The organism is Aequorivita aurantiaca, from assembly GCF_030410135.1.
Classification (GTDB): domain Bacteria; phylum Bacteroidota; class Bacteroidia; order Flavobacteriales; family Flavobacteriaceae; genus Aequorivita; species Aequorivita aurantiaca.
This window is the reverse complement of sequence record NZ_JAUGQQ010000002.1, coordinates 120,628-141,082: the sequence shown is the minus strand read 5'-3', so window position 1 is coordinate 141,082 and position 20,455 is coordinate 120,628. Positions and strand designations below refer to the sequence as shown.

The following is a 20,455-nucleotide window of genomic DNA, read 5'->3' as shown; positions in this document are numbered from 1 at the left end:
CATGAAAACACGAATTTTAATAACAGGACTGGCTTTTGTATCTGCTATTTCATTTGGACAAAAAAAAGAAATAAAGAAAGCTGAAAAGGCCATACAGTCTAACGATTACAATGAGGCATTAAATTATCTAAAAGAAGCGGAACCGATGCTCGGCTCGGTGGATAATGACGTCAAGGCCCAGTACTACGCCGCACGAGGCCAAGCGCTTTTAGGATCCGGAAGTTCAGATTTTACAAAATTGAAAAATGCCGCTGAAGCTTTTAACCAAGCGCTCACATTGGATCCCAAAATTGAATCTCAATTAGCCGCTCCAATCCAGAACCTTCGTGCTGCCCTTATCAACAGCGCTGTGCAGGACCAAACATCTGGACAGTACAAAACAGCAACGGAAAAACTTTACACCAGTTATTTAGTAACAAAAGATCCGTCGGATTTATATTATGCCGCGAGCAATGCGGTTAACGGTAAGGACTATGAGTCTGCATTGAAATATTATCAAATGGCACTGGATGCTGGCTACACCGGTGAAAAAGAAGAATTTGTCGCCACAAATAAGGAAACAGGCGAGGTTGAATCCTTTGAAAATGAAAATGTTAGGAATATTGCAGTAAAGTCTGGTCAATATATTAAGCCTGAAAAGCGTGTTGGCGAATCAAAAAAAGGCGAAATTCTTCGGAACATGACCCTTATTTATATTGAACAAGGCGATAATGAAAAAGCAACGGCACTTATGAAAACGGCCAGAGCCGAAAATCCAAACGATATCTACTTGATGCGTGCCGATGCCGATATGAGTTATAAAATGGGAGATATTTCCCGCTATAACCAACTGATGGGACAGATTGTAGCTTCAGATCCTGAGAATCCAGAAGTTTATTTTAACCTTGGCGTTGGAAGTGCAGAAATTGGGCAGAAGGAAGAGGCAATTAAATATTATCAAAAGGCGCTAGAGCTAAAACCAGAATATGAAGCGGCTTTAATCAACATTGCAGTTTTAAAACTTTCTGGTGAAGACGCGTTGGTTGAGGAAATGAATAGTTTAGGAAACTCAAGGGCAGACAACCAAAGATATGATGAATTGAAACAGCAACGGAATGATATTTATACCGAAACCCTTCCCTATCTGGAGAAAGCTCTTGTTTTGCAACCAAATAGCAAGGAAGTTGTTAGAACCTTAATGAACATTTATGGGCAGCTGGCCGACGATGCAAAATACAAGGAAATGAAAGCGAAACTTGAATCCTTGGAAAAATAAGGTTAATGTTCACCTGATTTAATTAAGACAAAATCCCCTGAGAATTCAGGGGATTTTTGCTTTTAAATAATTCGTTTAATTACTCGAAGTTTGTGCGTATGTTTTCGCAATTCGGAATTAAAGATTCCGCTGTGGTCAAGACGGTCAATACGGACCTTTCCATGGGCGTGGATAATATAATTGTCAGCCATTATTATTCCAACGTGGGTTATTCTACCTTCCTCGTCGTCAAAAAATGCCAGATCTCCCGGCTCACTTTCTTCAATAAAACTTAATGCTTCCCCCTGTTTCGCCTGTTGGCTTGCATCGCGTAATAACGCATACCCGTTAAGTTTATAAACCATTTGCGTAAAACCACTGCAGTCCATTCCAAAGGGAGTTTTGCCACCCCATAAATAGGGAGTGTTTAGATAAAGTAATGCAATTTCAATTAAATGGTTTTTTTGAAGAATACCGGAAATGAATTTTCCTTCAAAATGATGATCCAAAAATGCAGAAGCAGCGATATTGCTTCCTAAACAGATGGAAAAAAGTTGATTGTTGGAAGCGGTAACAAAGTCTACCAAATCTGAGGAAAGCCTTAATTCCTGTTCTTGCAAATCAGCATAATCCTCCTCATTAATATTAGAATATTGTTTATTGTCAATCCACCCTTCGTAACCATCAAAAGCTAACCGAATGCGACTCCACTTTTTTCGGGTTTCCAATATTTTGAAATGTTCGCCATAAAGTACCTGCGTAACCATTTCGCTCACATCGGAAGCCTCGGCTCGAAGTGGGACAACGCTTAGACTGCAGATACCGTAATCCATTCAGAAATTTATAGGAATATTCGGTTAGGTTCTTTCAATTACCATTGCCGAAGCGCCGCCGCCGCCATTGCAAATTGCTGCGGCACCAATCTTGGCGTCGTTTTGCTTTAAAACGTTCAATAAAGTAACTAGAATACGTACGCCACTGCATCCAAGTGGATGGCCTAGGGAAACGGCACCTCCGTTTACGTTTACATTGCCATCCTCAAGCCCTAATATTTTCATATTTGCTAGCCCGACAACCGAAAAAGCCTCATTAAATTCGAAATAATCCACATCTTTTATTTCAATTCCAGCTTTTGCGATGGCTTTTGGAAGTGCTTTAGCCGGTGCCGTGGTAAACCATTTTGGTTCTTGGGCTGCATCTGCATATCCTTTTATATAGGCCAATGGATTCAATCCCAATTCTCTTGCCTTTGCTTCGCTCATCAATATCATTGCGGCAGCTCCGTCATTGATAGTGGAAGCGTTTGCGGCCGTAACTGTTCCGTCTTTTGTAAAGGCTGGTCGTAAAGATGAAATTTTATCCATTTTTACGTTTTTATATTCTTCGTCTTCGGAAACTATTATAGGTTCTCCTTTGCGCTGTGGTACTTCCACAGAAATTACTTCGTCCCTAAACTTGCCATCGGCCCAAGCTTTAGCGGAGCGCTCATAGGATTTAATGGCAAAATTATCCTGGTCCTCACGCGAAAAATTATATTCCGTAGCACATAAATCTGCACAGGTTCCCATTGCGTTATTATCATAAGCATCCACCAATCCATCTTTTTGCATACCATCAATTAATGTGGAGGGTCCAAATTTAGTTCCGTTTCGCATATGGACATAATGGGGAATATTGCTCATACTTTCCATCCCGCCTGCAACCACTATTTCGACATCCCCAAGGGCGATGGACTGCGCTGCTTGCATAACCGCCTTCATACCGGAGGCGCATACCTTATTTACCGTAGTGCAAGGAACAGTTTGTGGCATTCCTGCGCCTAAGGCAGCTTGTCTTGCGGGAGCTTGACCAACACCGGCTTGAACAACATTACCCATAAAAACTTCCTGAACCAAAGAAGGGTCCAGATTTATTTTTTCCATTGCACCCTTTATTGCTGCCGAACCTAACTGGGTTGCGGTCAATGAGGAAAGACTTCCCATGAAACTTCCGATTGGGGTTCTCACTGCCGATACGATAACTACTTTATTGCTCATGCTACTGTTTATATTATGAAATAAGGTTTGCGAAATTACGGATTTCAATCTTAAAAATCAATCTTTGCAAGTATTGGTTTTGGGATTACTCGTTGCTTATTTATACCTTTACTTTAAGTTATCATTTTTATGAAGAACCTTTTTTCTTTGTTTGCAAAAAACCAATCCCTTATTTACAAGGTTTTTCTTTTCATAATTTCCACACTTCTAATTATTTATCTTTTGCCCAAGGGTGGCCAATTTAAATATAACTTCCAAAAAGGAAAACCTTGGCAGTATGAAAATCTTTATGCGCCTTTCAATTTCACCATTAAAAAAAATGAAGATACCATTAAGAAAGAGCGGGAGGAAATCAAGGCGAATGCAATACCATATTTCGAATATAATGGCGAAGTGGAGGCTGGGGTTTTGGAACAGTTCAACACAATGCTGGAAGCGCGATATATTGACAGCCTTTACAAAACGCCGAAACAAGCCGTTGCAAAATTAGCAGGCAATCTTATTGCAGAAGTTTATAAAAATGGCCTTACGGACGAAATTCACACGTATGATGACAACAGGTTGATTTATCTTAAAAAGGGGAACGAAATAGAAGAGCGCAATTATTCCCAACTTTTTAAAAAGGAAAATCTGAACAAAAAAGTACGGGAGCTGGTACAAAAGAATAATTTTGAAGATGTACAGGTGCTTTTATACAACATATTGAATGAAGTTTTTGAGTCCAACGTAAAACTTAACTCCAAACTCACCGAGGCGTCCATAGAAGCCGAAATAAAAACCTTAAATCCAAACCGGGGAATTATTGAGAAAGGTGGAAGAATTATTGCAAAAGGGGAAGTGGTGGAAGGTGACAAATTTCAGATACTGGAATCGTTGCGGGCTGAATTCCAAAGCCAGATTTGGAGCAAGAATAATTATTTGTGGCTTTTGGTGGGTTATTCCATGCTCGTTTCTTTGGTGTTTTTAATGTTATTTCTATTTCTAAAAAATTACCGGCCCTATATTTATAACAACAATACCAAGGTTACTTTTATATTTTTCAATATTTTCTTGATGGTATTTCTTACCACATTGGTATTGAAAGTGCACAGCGATTATGTATATGTGGTTCCAATATGTATTTTGCCCCTTATTCTCAAAGCTTTTTTTGATCCACGTGTGGGCCTTTTTGTTCACGTTCTAACCATTCTTTTATTGGGATTTATAGTTCCCAACAGTTTTGAGTATATGTTTCTTCAATTTATCGCGGGAATCGTTACTATTCTCACCGTCTCGGAATTGTACAAAAGAGCAAATCTTTTTATTTCGGTAGGGCAAATAACCTTAATTTATATTCTTGGGTACTTTGCGTTCTTTGTGATTCAGGAAGGGAACATTCAAACACTTGAATGGGAAAATTTCGGATATTTCATACTTTGCGGATTGGCAACTCTTTTCGCTCATCCGCTGATTTATTTTTACGAGAAAATTTTCGGATTGGTTTCAGATGTTTCGCTGCTGGAATTGAGTGATACCAATTCAAAATTATTAAAGGAGCTTTCCAACAAGGCGCCGGGAACATTTCACCATTCCTTAAATGTGGCAAATTTGGCCGAGGCATCCGCAAACGAAATTGGGGCGAATAGCATGCTGGTTAGGGTGGGGGCACTCTATCACGATATCGGCAAAATGCTGAATCCTACCATGTTCACCGAAAATCAGGCTAACTCCATCAATTCCCATAATGAATTAGACCCCAAGGAAAGTGCCCAAATAATAATAGAGCATGTAATTAAAGGCATTGAAATAGCCCGAAAGAACAACCTGCCGGACAGAATTATAGATTTTATCCGAACACACCACGGAACAAGTTTGGTCTATTATTTTTATAAAAAAGAACGTGAACAACAGGGTTCAGCCAATAAAGAAGATTTTATTTATCCGGGGCCCATTCCTTTTTCAAAGGAAACTGCAATTTTAATGATGGCCGACAGCGTTGAGGCAGCCAGCAAAAGTTTGAAAGATCCTTCCTCGTCCATTATTGATGAATTTGTCGAGAAGATTATCAACAACCAAATGGCGCAGGGTCAGTTTTTGAATGCCAATATTACTTTCAAGGAAATTGAAATGATTAAGAAAGTTTTAAAAAAGAAATTGAACAACATCTATCATTTAAGGGTTGAATATCCCGAGTAATTAGAATTGTTGTTACTTTTTAAATTTGTAAGATGCTCAAAAATAGTGAGATTCAATTTTCCGAAAAAAACGTAAATTTTTTGTTGCGTTATAGCATTTATAAACTTACATTTGCAACCGCATTTTAGGATGACACGTTCATAAAAACTTGGAGAGGTGCCGGAGTGGTAACGGAGCAGATTGCTAATCTGTCGACGGGTAACCGTCGCCAGGGTTCGAGTCCCTGTCTCTCCGCATTAAAGAGTTTTCACAAAAACTCCAAAATTACAGTGAGCAATTTTAGTAGCTGTTCACGGGGTGTAGCGTAGCCCGGTTATCGCGCCTGCTTTGGGAGCAGGAGGCCGCAGGTTCGAATCCTGCCACCCCGACAAAAACCGGACACCAAGTTCGGTTTTTTTGTTTAACAATGGTCGCGTAGCTCAGCTGGATAGAGCATCTGCCTTCTAAGCAGACGGTCACAGGTTCGAATCCTGTCGCGATCACATTAAATCCCCATCATTTGGGGATTTTTTAATTTAAGGTTCAAACTTTCGAACAGATAATCATTTCTTTTTTGTTCGCAACATTAGTCACAAAAAATAAATAAACCGAACCACCGTCCGCAATTTTCCACTTTTTCCGAAGTGATTCCACCGATTCGGGAAAATTCCTTGTTGCGATATTAGCTTTTTTAAAGGTAAGTGCCGCCCGCATTTCTGCTTTGGAATACGGGACTATTTTTTCTATAAAAAAACTTCGTCCCGGAAAATCTATCATATTATTTCCAGTATATAGATGTGTGTTTTGGTGTAATTTCTTGAGCTTAAATTTTTTGGAAATTAAAGTAAAAGCGCCACTTTTTAAAATGGCGGCATTGGGTTCAAACAGATAGTTTCGAGCAAAATCATATTCGGCATTTGCGGATTTATTCCATTCAAAATCAAAATTTTCAGCCCCAGATTTCGTAAAATTTATGGTCTTTATTTCCGTTTTTCCGACGCTCGTTTTTTCAAGCAACCACAATAATTCCTTCACTTCATTTTCCACGGCAACAATATGAATTTGCTTCACATTCTTCAATTCATCCAAACCTATCGACATGTCAAGCATTGGCGAAGATTTTAAAAGGAAAGTATCGCAATGTTCCAATATGCGCTTAATATTATCGGGAATATTAGGTTGGCAGTCGGCAAGCATGAAAACCTTCCCCTTTTTATCGTGACGTCGTGAAGGATCGGCATAAATTACGTTGAAATGTTTTTGAAATATCGCCTCCAATCCATCTTTTACTAAAAAGGACACGTTTTCTTTTCCAAAAACCTGAAAATTATGTTTTGCCAAATTTGAAAGGGCTTCATCTGTTTCAAAATGAATTACGGAATTAAAATTATCACTGAAGTAGAAACTGTCAACCCCGAAACCTCCGGTTATATCAGCAATTGAATCACCGCTGATTAACGTTGCTTTATACTTTGCCGTAATTTCGGAAGAGGTTTGTTCCAGATTTTTCTTTGGCGGAAAAAGTATATTTCGAGTTTTGAACCAGGTTGGCAATTTTTTTTCTGCTTTTTTTCTACTTTCAATTTGTTGCATCAATTCCTTCACGGAAACATTTTCAAAAGGGCTATATGAAAATGCGAGTTTTGAAATGTCACCCTGAAAATTTCGGATAAAATCCTGAACCTCGGTTTTTAAAAGTGCGGTGTTGAACAAAATTTAAAGGTTTCGGGTGAGTCGCTTTACAATTTTATATTCCGAAAGAAATTCCTTCGCAATTACCTTTAGAGCCGTGTAAGTGGGTACGGCGAGAATCATGCCCGGTATTCCAAAAAGATAACCTCCCGTAAGAATTACGATAAATATTTCCAACGGGTGGGAGCGTACGCTGTGACCGAAAATTACGGGCTGCGATATGAAATTATCAAAAATTTGCGCAATGGCATAGCCCGCAGAAACCAGGAGCAATAATGGCAAGAGTCCGCTCGAGAAATCTGCGCCCAGGTTATTTGAAACTACTACAAGCAGCATTAAAATCCATGCGATTATGGGTCCTAAATAGGGCACTATGTTCAAAAATGCACAAATTAGTGCAACCGCAACCGCATCATTTACATCCAAATAAAGCAGAAGAACGGAATAAAAAAGCGCCAATAAAAAGATTTGCAGCAACAGGCCAATAAAATATCTTGACAACAATTCTTTGATTTTGATTAATATACGCTTAAATTTTTCTTCGTCACCGCTATTGGCAAAAACCAGAACGCAGCGCGCTATCAGATTTTCATCCTTCAAGAGAAAAAACGATATAAATAAAACCGAAAAAATGCCCACAAGAGTCTGGGCAATGTTTCCGAAGAAAATATCGATAAAGCTTGGGATAATTTCTCGGTCAAATTCCTGCACATAAGTGGTTCGCTTTACGGCCTCCACTAATTGAAAATGGTCCACCCCAAGATAATCACTGGCTTGGATATTTAGTTCATTTAAATCACGTTTTACTTGTTCAAAATCTATTTGGGAAATATGCTTGCCCTGTTCAATGAGTATGGGTACGAAAATGCTGAGTAAGAGACTGAAAAGCCCAATAATGATAAGCAAAGTTAAGACTGATGCGAAGGTATTTCGAAACTTCAATCTCTTTTTCAGGAATAAAACTACGGGGCGACCAATTAAGGAAACCACGAGAGCCAACCCAATATAAAGTATGAGCGCCTGAATTTCGAATAAAAACCATAGTAAAAGTATGATACCTACCAGTACCGAAAGTGCTTTTAAAATACCAAGGGCTATTGCTTTTGCTGTGGTCTTCACTGCGTAAATATACTATATTCCGAAGTAGCAAAAATTCAAAGTTTTGTTAATGGAAATGGAGCAACAAAATCAATTTTCAAAAACATACTTAACTATGTTCGCCCCCATTTGAAGTGCCTTGAGCCTCACTTCAGGCGGATCATTGTGGACTTCTGGATTTTCCCAACCGTCGCCGAGGTCAGTCTCAAAAGTGTAAAGTAGAATCAATCTATCTCCCTCAAATATCCCAAATGCCTGTGGGCGACCGCCATTGTGTTCGTGTATTTTTGGCATACCTTGCGGAAACTTGTAATGATAGCTGAACATTGGATAGTTTGCCGGAAGTTCTTTCATTTCCTTATTTGGGAAAATTTTGCCGATTTCTTCACGTATATATTTATCCATTCCATAATTGTCATCAATGTACAAAAAGCCGCCGCTCAATAGATATTTTCTAATATTTTCTGCTTCCTCGGTTGTAAAAAAAACATTGCCATGACCAGTCATATGTACAAATGGATAATCAAATATTTCCACACTTCCCGGAGTTACGGTTTGGGGCTTCTCCTTTAATGTGGTATTTATATTTTGATTACAGAATTTGGCCAAATTGGGGAGCGCTGTTGGGTTAGCATACCAATCACCACCACCGCCGTACTGCAATAGGGCAAGTTCCTGAGCCGAGCCGTAGGTAACGAAAATTAAAAAGAAAAGAGAAATAAGTTTGATGCGCATAGGGTTTCAAAAATACAAAATTGGAAATAGAAACCTAATGGATTTCACTCACCGAAATTTCTTTATTTTTGGTTGATAAATGCGACACTGTGGCAGGCAACAATTGCGGCGGTCTCGGTCCGCAAACGGGTTTCGCCCAAGCTTACGGGTGCAAAGCCATTTTCAATTGCCAATTGAATTTCTTCATTAGAAAAATCGCCTTCGGGACCAATTAGGATTAGTAAGTTTTGTGATGGCTTTAATATGGACTTCAAAGTTTTTTTATCCATTTGCTCACAATGGGCGATATATTTTTGAGTTACTGAATTTTTTTGTGATTCTATGAATTCATTGAAATTTACTGCTTCGTTCAAAACTGGTAGATATGCCTTCAATGATTGCTTCATTGCGCTCTGCAAGATTTTTTCATAACGGTCATTTTTTATGATTTTCCGTTCACTATGGTCGCAGATTATTGGCGAGATTTCTGTTATTCCTATTTCCGTAGCTTTTTCCAAAAACCATTCGTACCGATCGTTAAGTTTGGTAGGCGCTACGGCCAAATGGAGTTGATAGGGGATGGGTGGCTGTTTTTCTGTGGAAATTTTACTGGCCAAACATGCTTTCGGATGTGCATTTGTGATTTCCACCGAAAAAAAGGAGCCTTTTCCATTGGTTATTGTGAGCGTTTGTCCCTCCTTCATTCGCAGAACCGTCACTATATGACGGCTCTCTTCTTTATCAAATTTTATTTCCTGGGTATCTTCAGAAAGATGGGGGTTGTAAAAAAGCTGCATCTATATCGTCATGTTTTTTTGATTAAAACTGCATTCGTGCGGAAGCTACCACATTGTTTTTCGCAAAATTTTTGGTTTTGTATTTCAGCTCCCCCACCATGGCAATCATGGCGGCATTGTCCGTACAGAATTCAAATTTCGGAATATGGGTTTTCCAACCATATTTCCCTTCAGCTTCCTGTAGCGCGTCGCGAATGCCGCTGTTTGCCGACACTCCACCGCCAATCGCTATTTCTTTGATGCCGGTTTTCTTTACGGCATTTTTCAATTTATCCATCAAATAATCAACGATTGTATATTGAATACTCGCACAAATATCTTCTATATTGTCAGAAATAAAATCTGGATTTATCGCCACTTGCTTTTCTACGAAATAAAGAACGGATGTTTTCAAGCCACTAAAGCTGAAATCCATCGGGCTCACTTTCGGTTTTGGAAAATGGAAGGCTTTGGGGTTGCCTCTTTGAGCATATTTATCCACCAGTGGTCCTCCGGGATAGGGTAAACCCAAAATTTTCGCGCTTTTGTCAAATGCCTCGCCCACAGCATCGTCAATGGTTTGGCCAATTATTTCCATTTCAAAATAATCCGTGACTTTCACAATTTGGGTGTGGCCGCCACTAATGGTCATTGCCAGAAAAGGAAAGTTAGGGGGCGTTTGTCCTTCGGTTTTAATAAAATGTGCCAAAATGTGCGCCTGCATATGGTTTACATCAATTAAGGGAATATTTAAACCCATTGCCAAAGATTTTGAGAATGAGGTGCCTACAAGCAATGAACCCATTAAGCCGGGTCCTCGTGTAAATGCAATAGCAGATAACTGATTTTTGTCGATATTTGCCTTGCGCAAAGCTTGGTGCACCACAGGAACAATATTTTGTTGGTGTGCGCGTGAGGCGAGCTCTGGAACCACACCACCGTATTGTTCATGAATTGCCTGAGTGGCAACAACATTGCTCAGGATTTCACCGTTGTTGATTACTGCCGCGGCAGTGTCATCACAGGAAGATTCAATACCTAGGATATAGCAGTTTTTTTGTGTCAAAGCGAAAGGGGTATAATTAATGGTTGTAAAATTAAAACTTTAAAAGCGTATCAAAAAACTTCGGAAAATAATAGTCCGCACTTTCGTGATCATCGTATTGCTGCTTGTGCTCATCGTAATTATTTTTTCAATTCCTGCCGTACAAACGTGGGCCGCCAAAAAGGTGACCGCTAATTTGAATGAGACTTATGGCACCGATATTAACATACAGCGCCTGGGCCTTAACTGGAAAGGCGATGTGGACATTCGTGAGGTTTATATTGCCGATCACCATCAAGATACCTTAATTTACAGCAAAGAAGTTCAGACAAATATTATCAGTTTTCAAAATTTGATAAATGGGGAACTCGGTTTTGGTGACATTGTGTTAAGCCACGCGAAGCTTTATGTGAAAACCTATAAAGATGAAGCAAATGACAATCTTTCCATTTTCGCTAAAAAATTTAAAACCGACAAACCGAGTACTACGCCTTTTTCGTTGTTCAGCAACGATGTTACACTTAACAATAGCAGAGTTAAAATATCGGATGAAAATCTCGAAAAACCAGAAATATTTGTTTTGGACAATGTAAATCTCATTGCCAATAACTTTAATATTGACGATACCGATGTAAAGGCAGAAATAAAAACCCTTTCCTTCCTCTCTTCATGGGGTATTGATGTAAAGGATTTACAGGCTGATTTTTCCTATACCGAAACCAATATTACCCTCAATGAACTTTATCTTGAAACCACGGAATCCAAATTAATTGGAGACGTGGATTTAGATTATTCCGAAAACGGAATGTCCGATTTTGTAAATGAGGTAATGATCACAGCCCATTTTCAAGATTCACAATTATCAACTAATGATTTGAACAGTTTTTACAATGAATTTGGTCCTGATCAATTGATATTGTTGAATATGGATTTTAAAGGTACTTTGAACAATTTTGTGGCCAATAATTTATTTTTGGAAACTGGCGATACCAATATTCAAGGTAATTACAGCTTTAATAATCTATTGGACCCGGAAAAGGAATATTCCATTGTGGCTTCCAATCATAGCATATCTTCCAATTATTTTGATTTGAGAAGATTTATGCCCACGGTGTTGGGAGAAGTAGTTCCCGCAGAACTTAAGGAACTGGGTGGCTTTAATTTCAGTGGCAATACTTCCATAATTGGCAATGAATTAAATACAAACAGTATTCTGCTGAGCAGCATTGGGCAAGCCACTGTTTCGTTGAAAATGGGTAATATTGATAATATTGATTTTGCCCATTATAAAGGTAATGTGGTGCTAAAGGAATTTAACCTTGGCAGGATTGCGAATACCACCTCCCTCGGAAAAATGACGGCCAATCTTAACTTTGACGGTAGAGGTTTTGATAAAGATAATGTAAACACTGAAATTTCCGGAACGGTTTCCTCGTTTGTTTTTGAAGGCTATAACTATAAAAATATTGTTGTTTCGGGTAATTTAAAGAACCCGCTCTTCAACGGTGAACTTTCCATAAACGATCCCAACCTTAAATTGGAATTTAAAGGCCTCATTGATGCATCCGCAAAAACAAATCACTTTGATTTTGAGGCGGATGTGGAATTTGCGGAATTGAATCAATTAAATTTAGTCACCCGTGATAGTATTTCCGTTTTCACGGGAAAAGTAGTGGTGGATATGGACGGAAGAACGATTGACGATTTGGTGGGAACTATAAACTTTAGCCAGACTTTCTACCAAAATGAGCGCGACTACTTCTATTTTGACGATTTTACCGTCACCTCAACTTTTGATGGCCCAGTAAGGACTATTGAAATAAATTCCCCCGATATTATAAAAGGACAAATTTCTGGCGAATTCTTAATTGAGGATATTCCAAATCTTTTTCAAAACGGGATCGCGAGCATCTATGCCAATTACATTCCGCAGGAGGTAACTACCAATCAATACATTGATTATGAATTTGTAGTCTATAACAAAATTGTGGACGTATTTGTGCCTGAAATCCAATTGGGAGATAATACCCGATTAAAGGGAGCCGTATCCTCCGATCAATCGAAATTTAAACTTGATTTCCGTTCTCCTGAAATTATTCTATTTGAGAATTATATTGGTAAACTTAATATACAAGTGGACAATGATAATCCGCTATATAACACTTACATATCTGCGGATTCCGTTTATACCGGTTTTTACAATTTGAAGAATTTGGATATCATCAACAAAACTTTGAATGATACTATGTACGTCCGCACGGAATTTCGGGGCGGCCAAAAAAAGGAGGATTTATTCAATCTTTCTCTTTATCATACAATAAACCCTGCGGGAAAATCAGTTATCGGCGTAAAAAAATCCGACATAACCTATAAAAATAACGTTTGGTATTTAAATGAAAATAATAACCAACTGAACAAAGTTGTTTTTGATGATAATTTCAAGGAAATTCGAATCGATTCGCTGGTTCTTAGCCACGAAAATGAAGTGATTCAAATGGCTGGAATAATGAGAGATTCCACCTATAAAGATTTTAAAGTTCGCTTCAAAGATGTGAATATCGGCAATATTACCCCCGAAGTTGATAGCCTCCGCTTGAACGGAAATATGAACGGCAGTTTTGATTTTTTACAGAAAAATGGAGCTTATTACCCCAACAGCGCGGTTACCATTGATAATGTGAACATCAACGAAATTCCCTTCGGCAACTTGAAATTGAATATTGAAGGCAACGAAGATCTAACGAAATATAGAATAAATACATCGCTAACAAACAACGAAGTTAAATCCATACAGGCCGTGGGCGAAATTGATGTTTCCCCTCGAAACCCACAAATACTCTTAAATTTAGACCTGAATCAATTCAACATGCAGGCTTTCAGTCCTTTTGGCGGCGAGGTTATTACGGACGTTCGGGGGTTCATTTCGGGTAATGCAAAAGTTTCCGGCAGTTACAAATCTCCGGATATTCTTGGACGTTTTACTTTGGAAAATAGTGGTTTGAAAATTCCATTTCTGAATACCGATTTCGATATTGAGAACAATTCCCAAATAATTGTAACGAAGAACAAATTTGAAATTGCCCGAACCAATATCACGGACACAAAATTTGAAACCCAGGGTATTTTATATGGCAATGCCACGCATTCTAATTTTAGTGAATGGGCGCTCAATTTACATGTTGAGGCCCCCGAAAGACTGCTGGTTTTAAATACTCCCAAAGAAGAAGATGCACTTTATTATGGCACCGCATTTATAAGCGGAAGGGCAGATATTGTGGGCCCAATAGATGAATTAGTGATAGACGTGCAAGCAACCACCCAACCGGGCACAACCTTTAAAATTCCAATCAGCGATACGGAATCTATTAGTGATGATTCCTTCGTGCATTTCCTCTCGCCCAAAGAAAAAGAAGCCCGCATAAAGGGAGAAGATTTAATTAATGAAGAAGCTAAGGGACTTTCCCTCAACTTCGATTTGGACATTAATAAAAACGCCGAAGTGGAGGTGGTAGTGGACCAACAGAACAATTCAACCTTAAAGGGCCGAGGGGCAGGAATTCTTCTTATTGAAATTAATACCAATGGAAAATTCCAGATGTACGGTGATTTTCAAATTTATGAAGGCCTATTTGATTTTCGTTACGGCGGCGTAATTCAAAGGAATATTGGGGTAGTTCCCGGCGGAAACATCACGTGGGACGGCGCACCGGAAAAAGCAAACCTTAACCTAAGCGCCATATATAAAACCCAGGCCAATCCATCCATACTGTTGGACAATCCTTCCATAAACCGAAAAATTCCTGTAGAGGTAGTTGTGGGTTTGAATGGTCAACTTGCGCAACCAGCCCTCAAATTTGATATTGATTTTCCAAACGTAAGTTCAACCCTAAAAAGTGAGTTGGAATACAAACTCAAAACCGAGGAACAAAAACAGAACCAAGCAATATTCCTCTTGGCGACTGGTAATTTTGTTAACGATAACTATGGTGGCTCAAACGCTTTTGCGGGAACTTTGGCGGATAGGGTTTCTAGCTTGGTGAATGATCTTTTTGCCGATCAGGACGGAAAATTCAAGCTTGGACTTGGATATACTGTTGGTGATGATACGCCCGACCAAGAAACTGCGGACTACGTAGATGTAACCATTTCCACTAAAATAACCGAACGTATTCTCATCAACGGAAAAGTGGGAGTACCAGTGGGCGGCGCAAATGAAACTTCCGTGGCCGGTGATATTGAGGTGCAATGGCTAATAAATGACGACGGAAGCCTACGAATGACCTTCTTTAATAGGCAGGCCGATTTACAGTTTATTGGGGAAGACCAAATTTTTGAACAAGGTGCCGGAATTTCATACTCTGTTGATTTTAATACCTTTCAAGAACTGATGTTGAAATTGTTCAATAAGAAAATTGAAATAGAAGCTGAGCTACCAGTTATTCCGGATGACAATAGCTTTCCCGTTGATTTCGATCCGCAGGCCATACAAACCGAGGATGAATCTGGCGAGTAGTAAACAATCAATGGTTTTATTTATGAAGTGAAACAGGTTTATGCTTGGCTTCGTCAATTGTTCTAAAAGTTAGGTTGATTCTTGCTCCGGGCACTTTTTTGGTAGGCGGCAGTCGGTGCAACCAATATTTTTGTGTGATCCCTTTCATGATCAAGGCGCTTCCATTTTCCAATGTTAAAGATATTGTTTCCTTCGTTTTTTTATGTTTAAATGCAAATTTCCGTTGCGCGCCAAAACTTATGGAAACTATAGCGGCATTCTTCTTTAAATCGCTTTCAGCATCACTGTGCCAGCCCATTCCCTCGGCTCCGGAATGGTAAAGGTTTAGCAGACAGCTATTGAAAGTTTCGCCGCTTTTCGCTTCAATTTGTTCCTTCAGAAATATTAATTCCGGAGTCCATATTTTTGCCTTTCTGCGGATTTTTGAATAGGTATATTCAAATTCCCTATCGCCATACCAAGCTACTTTTCGTTTGGTAATAATTTTTTTTCCGAAAAGCATAACCTCATCATTTTTCCAGTGAATGGTATTGAAAAGCGTATTAAAGTGAAAATCAGCTTCCTCATCAGAAAAAATCTTTCCCAAATAAATTACGGTCCCGTCCTTTGGAAGAAGGTTGCTATCCGTAGTATTACGTTTGGATGAATTCATTTGAAGCGGAAATTATAGATGTTAAGATTATGTTTCCTGATTCCTGATCTCATTGTCAAAAGTACGATTCATAGTTTAAAGTTTCAAAAAAGATTACTTCGGCAAAAAAAGCTACAATTTTTTTTTAGTACATTTAGGCATAACAACTTCAAAACAAAAACCTTATGAAAAAAATTATTTTAGTATTCCTTAGCTTATTTTCCTTATTGGGAATAACCTATGCTCAGCAAGTACAAAAAAATATTGGCACTGCAACAGTTCAATTTTCCAAACCGGGTGAGGCCACTGCTTTTACTGATTTAATGCCGTCCCCAAAAATTTTCATAAACACGTCTGTAGCGAAGACAAATACGGAAATAAATGGCTCGCAAAGAAATCCGACTATGGTTCAATTTTATTTGGATAGGACAGTTTTTCAGGCGGCATATCCGCATACGTTAATAGGTGAGGATTTTTCGGGAGGACCCGGCGCGGGAATTATTTCAGTTTGTGGCCCCATTGTTAGCAGTTCAGGGGACGGATGTTTTTCCGCAGGCGAACTTGAGGACGGTTTTACCATAACGGCATCCACTGATACTGTAATTTATATAGGTTCGGGTGCCGTAGGAAATACCTCCACCTTGATGGGCGCAAGTCTTTTTGCGGATATCACCATAATCAATTTTCCATCTGGAACGTATGCAGTGGGAATGGATATTTTTGTTGATGCCGTGGCCAATCATAACTTTAGGGTTTATAATACAGACGGTATGTTATTAATTGATTACTTATACACACAACTTCCAAATACTGAAGTCTTTTTTGGGGTGACCTCAGAAGTGGCAATTGGAAGAATTGAAATTGAGGCAGAAGCAGATGCCGGAGAGCTATTCGGCAATCTTGAATTTGGAATGGAGCCAATTCTAAGTATTGCTGAAAATAATTTGGCCGGGTTTAAATTCTACCCCAATCCTACAAATTCCGTGCTTTCGGTTATGGCTGAAGGCAACATAGATTCAATTTCTATTTTCAATCTTTTGGGGCAAAAATTGCTGGAAAATAAAATAGGTGCCAACAATGCCAAAATAGATTTAGCTGCTTTAGCAACCGGAAATTACATCATGGAGGTTATTATTGGCGGTCAGGCAGGTTCCTATAAAATTGTGAAAAATTAGGTGTTGAATTTTCATCAATAATAATACCGTATGCAATGTCTGATTTGGCCATTCCATACGGTATTAGTTTTTTTCAGAAATACTTGAGGGTGAAAAGAACGGACCTTGCTTAAGAATTTTTATGTTGAGCTCAACAAGAAAGTATTTAAAGCAAAATGTCCCCGAAATTTTAAGTCATTTATGGCAGAGAGTGAAGGTTAAAACGAGGCTATTACAGAAATCTCCACATTTACGAACTTCGGCAAGTTTGCAACTTCAACAGTTTCACGAGCTGGAGCAGTTGCTTCATCAAAATAGGTGGCATAAACTTCATTTATTGCCCCGAAGTTATGCATATCGCTAATAAAAATAGTTGTTTTTAAAATATTCTCAAAGGTCATTCCGGCTTCGGCAAGAATGGCTTTTAGATTTTCCATCACTAATTTGGTTTCGGATTTTATATCACCCAAAACCAGATTTCCTGTTTTAGGATCTATGGCAATTTGCCCAGAAGTATAGAGCATATTTCCTTTTAACACCGCTTGATTGTAAGGACCGATTGGGGCCGGAGCATTGGAGGTAGTAATTATCTTTTTCATAAAATGGAAGTTATTGGTTTAATGGGGAAAAAATTATAATCTCTTATCACTTTCCCGGCGCTTGTCATATTTTATGTCGCTAAGAACTGACGATTTAATTCCAATAAAGAAGTACCACGCAGTATTGATGCTGCCAATAGGGGTCCAGTTGAAACTCATTTGCCAACTCTCCAAATCCCGCTGAAAACGGAATTGGGTAAGGGTGACCCCTTTATTCTTAAAGTCGTAACCCGAGGAAACACCCACCGTCCAGCGTGGTGCAAGCTCCATATTCGTGCTCATCATAAAGGATTGGCTGGAAATTTCGTTCTGTCGCTGCGCATTGCCGTAGGTAATGGTATAGGCAAAACGAACATCCCACGGAATACTATAATTGTACCATTCAACATTGGTTTTATCAACTTCATCCTCCTGCGTGTCTTCGTAAATCTGCCCATCATAAATATTGGCGGCTTCCCCGAAAAGATCATCCGGCCGCCCTCCATTCCTAAAGGTGTCATTGTCCAATCCCGTATCTTTCATCTTGGATTCAAAATCCTTACTGCTGAAGGAATAATTGATGCTAACATTGGCATTGGTAAGCCTGAACAAACTACCGCCATTATTAATATTAAAAACATCAACCCTATTGTTGTTGTTATCCAAAGCATAGGGATCCAGCGCTCCACTAAAATTGAAGTCGAGTTTTGGAATAATCGGGATGCTCCCGTTGAATTGCAACGGACTCCAATTTAAAGAATCTCCAGCAAGGTTATAGGCCGTAGAAAAATTAAGGTTGTTCAAAAGTGTTACCTTTTTGGGCTCTAATGCAGTAGTATCGCGGTCGCGGACTTTTGCTTCAAAGGTATTGCTAAGGGACATCCCGATGCTGCTGGAATATACCTTGCTGGGTGGGCCATAAAGTGTGTTTTCGAATTTTGAATATTGCACAATTTCTCCCGCAGCCTCATCTGCGGTGTCGGGAATGATAAATTCATCATAATATCTGTCAAAGGCCGGATTTATATTATAGCTAACTGAAGGCCGCACCACATGACGGATGGCTTGAATTTTTTTATCATTTCCGAAATTGAAGAGGCCGTACAAGGTAGTTCCCAAACTGGTTGAGAAATTATAGGTCCTATAACTTTCAAAACCTGCAACGGTATCTTGTACAATTCCTCCGATTCCATCATTCACATTTTCGTCATAACGTTTTCGCGTTGTTTTTAAAACCCAGGTTTCCCTATAATTAGTACCCGCGGAAGCGCTCAAGTACTTTAATATTTTAAAATTAGTGGTAAGCGGAATGCTATGCTGCGCACCAATTTGTGCACTATTAAACATTTCTGGCTTGAAGAAAAGTGAATCATAAGTTTGGATTCTGTTTTCTGCTGTAACATCATATTGGAAATTGATATTTTCAATTATCCCTTTTTTGGTGCCGTCCTTTGGTGCGAATGGATATATACGCGAAACACTCGCATTGAGGTTTGGGAGGGACATGGCAATTTCCTCGGTATTGGTATTTTGGGAATGTGTGGCCGCCACAGTCAAGTTTACCTGCGGGTCGCCCTCAAAAGTTTTTGAATATGAAATTGAGGAACTGAGCGTGTTCACCAAAGCACTTGCATTGTTAGTTTGATTTATAGATTGGTTAAAATATTTACTGCTCCCTAAATTCACCGATGCCGAAAACCGTGAGCTAGGGTTGCTTTTTGTATCCTGGGAATGCGTCCATCGAATATTGTAGATGGTACTTTGCTGGAAATTTGGAAACCCGCGTTCTTCTTGCACCAAATTTTCATATCGGGCGCTGAAATTTCCGCGATATTTATACTTCAACACATAAGTGGATTCCCCGCGAAGGGCGTAACTTCCATTGGTGTAGTAATCGCCGAGCAGGCTAAAATCCAGATAATCATTAATGGCGAAGTAATACCCACCATTTTGAAAAAAGAAACCTCGGCTGTTATTCTCACCAAACGTGGGAATGATGAACCCAGAAGTTCGATCCTCCGTCAACGGAAAATAAGCGAAGGGCAAGCCCACAGGGGTGGGAACATCAGCAATATACATATTGGTCAGTCCGGTAACTATTTTTTTCTTTGGAACAAACTTCGCTTTTCGCGTATAAAAATAATATTCAGGATCATCAATATTCTTTGAAGTGGTGAACTTCACATTCCTTAAATATACCACGGAATCATTCACTTTTTTGGTAACTTCAGAAATTACTCTAAAACCGTTTTGTTCGGTTCGGCTATTATATACCAGCGCCTTTTCGGTATCAAAATTATAGCGTATTGAATCTGGCTCCACTTTATTGGTAGCTTGCACAAAAACGGGGCGTTGGCTATAAACGCCGGCACTGTCTATACCTTTGGCGTACACTTCGTTTTTATCGTAATCAAGAATTATCAAGCCGGCGTCAATGCGCATATCGCCATAGATTATATATGCCTTATTGTACATATATACTTTGTTTTCCTTTCTATTTAGCAATACATAATCCTCGCCATAATAATCTACAATATCCGTCAATGTTTCCTTGGGAGGTTTTACCGTATCAGTTTTTACGCTATCCAGGGCCTGCTCGTTTATTTCGTCCACCATAGGTTTCAGATTTACTGTAATCGTGTCTTCTTTAGTGGTTTTGGGAAGGTTAGTTTGGTTGTTCGGCGGAATGTCCTGCGCATGTAACATGGTGCTGCAAAGGAGCAGCAATGTTAAGAAGATTGTTAAGTAATGACTACTAGTCTGCAATGCGCTGATGCTATTATTTTGTAGATTTGGCTCAATAATTGAAACGGTCAAAAATAAACATATT

Annotated in this window: 14 protein-coding genes and 3 tRNA genes; 7 read left to right on the top strand and 10 right to left on the bottom strand. The window is 39.1% G+C overall.

Annotation, left to right across the window (positions count from 1 at the left end; genetic code table 11):
• Position 1 precedes the first annotated feature (1 nt).
• Complete coding sequence (locus QRD02_RS03995; protein ID WP_290253625.1) at positions 2 to 1,255, top strand: tetratricopeptide repeat protein; 1,254 nt, start codon at positions 2 to 4, stop codon at positions 1,253 to 1,255.
• Between the two features lie 62 nt (positions 1,256 to 1,317).
• Here the strand turns inward: QRD02_RS03995 and QRD02_RS03990 are convergent, their stop codons facing one another.
• The gene (locus QRD02_RS03990) at positions 1,318 to 2,067 is read right to left on the bottom strand and encodes a C40 family peptidase (protein ID WP_290253624.1); all 750 of its coding nucleotides are present in this window, start codon (positions 2,065 to 2,067) and stop codon (positions 1,318 to 1,320) included.
• A 24-nt stretch (positions 2,068 to 2,091) separates the two neighbouring features.
• The gene (locus tag QRD02_RS03985; RefSeq protein WP_290253623.1) at positions 2,092 to 3,270 is read right to left on the bottom strand and encodes an acetyl-CoA C-acyltransferase; all 1,179 of its coding nucleotides are present in this window, start codon (positions 3,268 to 3,270) and stop codon (positions 2,092 to 2,094) included.
• A gap of 129 nt (positions 3,271 to 3,399) precedes the next feature.
• On the opposite strand from QRD02_RS03985, the gene QRD02_RS03980 reads away from it, so the two are divergent.
• From QRD02_RS03980 to QRD02_RS03965, 4 genes are all read left to right on the top strand, one after another.
• Entirely contained in the window at positions 3,400 to 5,445 is a 2,046-nt protein-coding gene (locus QRD02_RS03980; RefSeq protein ID WP_290253622.1) for an HD family phosphohydrolase, read from the top strand.
• Positions 5,446 to 5,595: 150 nt separating this feature from the next.
• A tRNA-Ser gene (locus QRD02_RS03975) sits at positions 5,596 to 5,679 on the top strand.
• 59 nt (positions 5,680 to 5,738) lie between these two features.
• Positions 5,739 to 5,813: transfer RNA gene (locus tag QRD02_RS03970), tRNA-Pro, on the top strand.
• A 40-nt stretch (positions 5,814 to 5,853) separates the two neighbouring features.
• A tRNA-Arg gene (locus tag QRD02_RS03965) sits at positions 5,854 to 5,927 on the top strand.
• 40 nt (positions 5,928 to 5,967) lie between these two features.
• Here QRD02_RS03965 and QRD02_RS03960 read toward each other — a convergent pair.
• The 5 genes from QRD02_RS03960 to tsaD form a co-directional block, all read right to left on the bottom strand.
• Positions 5,968 to 7,137 carry a THUMP-like domain-containing protein gene (locus QRD02_RS03960; RefSeq protein WP_290253621.1) on the bottom strand — a complete coding sequence of 390 codons (1,170 nt, stop codon included), beginning with the start codon at positions 7,135 to 7,137 and terminating at the stop codon, positions 5,968 to 5,970.
• A gap of 3 nt (positions 7,138 to 7,140) precedes the next feature.
• Entirely contained in the window at positions 7,141 to 8,235 is a 1,095-nt protein-coding gene (locus tag QRD02_RS03955) for an AI-2E family transporter (RefSeq protein WP_290253620.1), read from the bottom strand.
• Between the two features lie 69 nt (positions 8,236 to 8,304).
• The gene (locus QRD02_RS03950; RefSeq protein ID WP_290253619.1) at positions 8,305 to 8,949 is read right to left on the bottom strand and encodes a DUF4159 domain-containing protein; all 645 of its coding nucleotides are present in this window, start codon (positions 8,947 to 8,949) and stop codon (positions 8,305 to 8,307) included.
• A 62-nt stretch (positions 8,950 to 9,011) separates the two neighbouring features.
• On the bottom strand, positions 9,012 to 9,725 hold the full coding sequence (locus tag QRD02_RS03945; RefSeq protein WP_290253618.1) for a 16S rRNA (uracil(1498)-N(3))-methyltransferase: 714 nt from the start codon (positions 9,723 to 9,725) through the stop codon (positions 9,012 to 9,014).
• Positions 9,726 to 9,747: 22 nt separating this feature from the next.
• The gene (gene tsaD, locus QRD02_RS03940) at positions 9,748 to 10,770 is read right to left on the bottom strand and encodes a tRNA (adenosine(37)-N6)-threonylcarbamoyltransferase complex transferase subunit TsaD (protein ID WP_290253617.1); all 1,023 of its coding nucleotides are present in this window, start codon (positions 10,768 to 10,770) and stop codon (positions 9,748 to 9,750) included.
• An 85-nt stretch (positions 10,771 to 10,855) separates the two neighbouring features.
• Between tsaD and QRD02_RS03935 the strand changes: the two genes are divergently transcribed.
• Entirely contained in the window at positions 10,856 to 15,262 is a 4,407-nt protein-coding gene (locus QRD02_RS03935; RefSeq protein ID WP_290253616.1) for a translocation/assembly module TamB domain-containing protein, read from the top strand.
• A gap of 16 nt (positions 15,263 to 15,278) precedes the next feature.
• On the opposite strand, the gene QRD02_RS03930 is transcribed toward QRD02_RS03935, so the two are convergent.
• Positions 15,279 to 15,914, bottom strand: coding sequence for an alpha-ketoglutarate-dependent dioxygenase AlkB family protein (locus QRD02_RS03930; RefSeq protein ID WP_290253615.1), 636 nt, complete (start codon positions 15,912 to 15,914; stop codon positions 15,279 to 15,281).
• A 164-nt stretch (positions 15,915 to 16,078) separates the two neighbouring features.
• On the opposite strand from QRD02_RS03930, the gene QRD02_RS03925 reads away from it, so the two are divergent.
• Complete coding sequence (locus tag QRD02_RS03925; protein ID WP_290253614.1) at positions 16,079 to 17,068, top strand: T9SS type A sorting domain-containing protein; 990 nt, start codon at positions 16,079 to 16,081, stop codon at positions 17,066 to 17,068.
• Between the two features lie 197 nt (positions 17,069 to 17,265).
• Here the strand turns inward: QRD02_RS03925 and QRD02_RS03920 are convergent, their stop codons facing one another.
• Positions 17,266 to 17,646: a RidA family protein gene (locus QRD02_RS03920; RefSeq protein ID WP_290253613.1), complete on the bottom strand. Its 381-nt coding sequence runs from the start codon at positions 17,644 to 17,646 to the stop codon at positions 17,266 to 17,268.
• Positions 17,647 to 17,679: 33 nt separating this feature from the next.
• Positions 17,680 to 20,442, bottom strand: a complete 2,763-nt coding sequence (locus QRD02_RS03915; RefSeq protein WP_290253612.1) for a putative LPS assembly protein LptD — start codon at positions 20,440 to 20,442, stop codon at positions 17,680 to 17,682.
• Positions 20,443 to 20,455: the final 13 nt, after the last annotated feature.